The organism is Xenorhabdus sp. Sc-CR9 (assembly GCF_963897815.1).
Classification (GTDB): Bacteria; Pseudomonadota; Gammaproteobacteria; order Enterobacterales; family Enterobacteriaceae; genus Xenorhabdus.
In genome coordinates this window covers 1-1,061 of sequence record NZ_CAWQTY010000080.1, presented here as the reverse complement: position 1 = coordinate 1,061, position 1,061 = coordinate 1, and the positions used below count along the sequence as shown (strand labels likewise).

The following is a 1,061-nucleotide window of genomic DNA, read 5'->3' as shown; positions in this document are numbered from 1 at the left end:
AAGTAAATTCCAGACATGTTCGGAAATATCGTGGCGGCGGTATGCAGGCGTGCTCATGGTTAGTTCACTCTGTTTATGGAATGCAAATCTTATTATCGCACAAAATAATTTATGACGACATTATCTAGCATCCTAATATTGGTCCCCGTTATAAGAGTTAGAGTTATAAGCCGGAGTTACCGAAATTTATTTTAGTTTTCATAAGCCATTTTATTGCGTACCAACGTCCGGTAAACCGTGGGCCTCGATACCGAAAAAAGCTCGGCCAAATCACTGATCGAATACTGCCCGGTGCCGTGCATCCGGCACAATTCTTTCTGTTGCTTATTGGAGAGTTTAGGCTGTTTCCCACGTAACTTTCCTTTTTCCCGGGCAATCGCCATAACGGAACAGTAAACACTGTTAAGCGGTCATTTTAAATAGCTAAAAATCAGGTGGCCAACTTACATTGTTATTTTCAGAAGGCGACTGCACCAATTAATAGGACTTAAAGTTAAGTGTGCATATGACTTCTGATAAAATAATTTCAGAAGTCGGCTGCACTAAACGTGATTATGCTCAGTACTCGTATGCACCAAAGAATGTAATTTTCAAAAGACGACTTCACGGAATTTTAAGAGCGTAAAATGGATTGAGGGATATAAATTTGTTTCACTCTAGCTCAGTATTTGCAGCTCTTACTCTCAGAATCGTTTGCCTTGTTGTCTTAAATTCACGAGCAATTGCACTAACGCTATTTCCTGTTCTCAAACGTTCGAGCACTAATTTTTGCTGCTCTTTATTCAGTACAGGGGGACGACCTAAGCGTTTTCCTGCGGCTTTAGTCCGCATGATACCTGAATGAGTGCGCTCAATGAGTAGGTCACGTTCAAATTCAGCCACCGCAGCAATAACCTGCATTGTCATTTTTCCTGCTGAACTTGTCAGATCAATCCAGGGCAATCGCATCTAAAATTCATTGACAATGATTGAGTTTCATGTCGTTATGCTGCTTTTAAAGTCAACCCTTATGTCCTCTGTCAGCCCTTTGTTACAGCATTTTGCCTCACTTGAAGACCCCC

General features: G+C 41.3%; 2 pseudogenes. Both read right to left on the bottom strand.

What is annotated here, in order from left to right:
• Positions 1–191 precede the first annotated feature (191 nt).
• Positions 192–383: pseudogene (locus AACQ81_RS04000) on the bottom strand (helix-turn-helix domain-containing protein); the annotation flags it as partial.
• A 268-nt stretch (positions 384–651) separates the two neighbouring features.
• Positions 652–936 (bottom strand): annotated as a pseudogene (locus AACQ81_RS03995) (helix-turn-helix domain-containing protein); the annotation flags it as partial.
• Positions 937–1,061 lie beyond the last annotated feature (125 nt).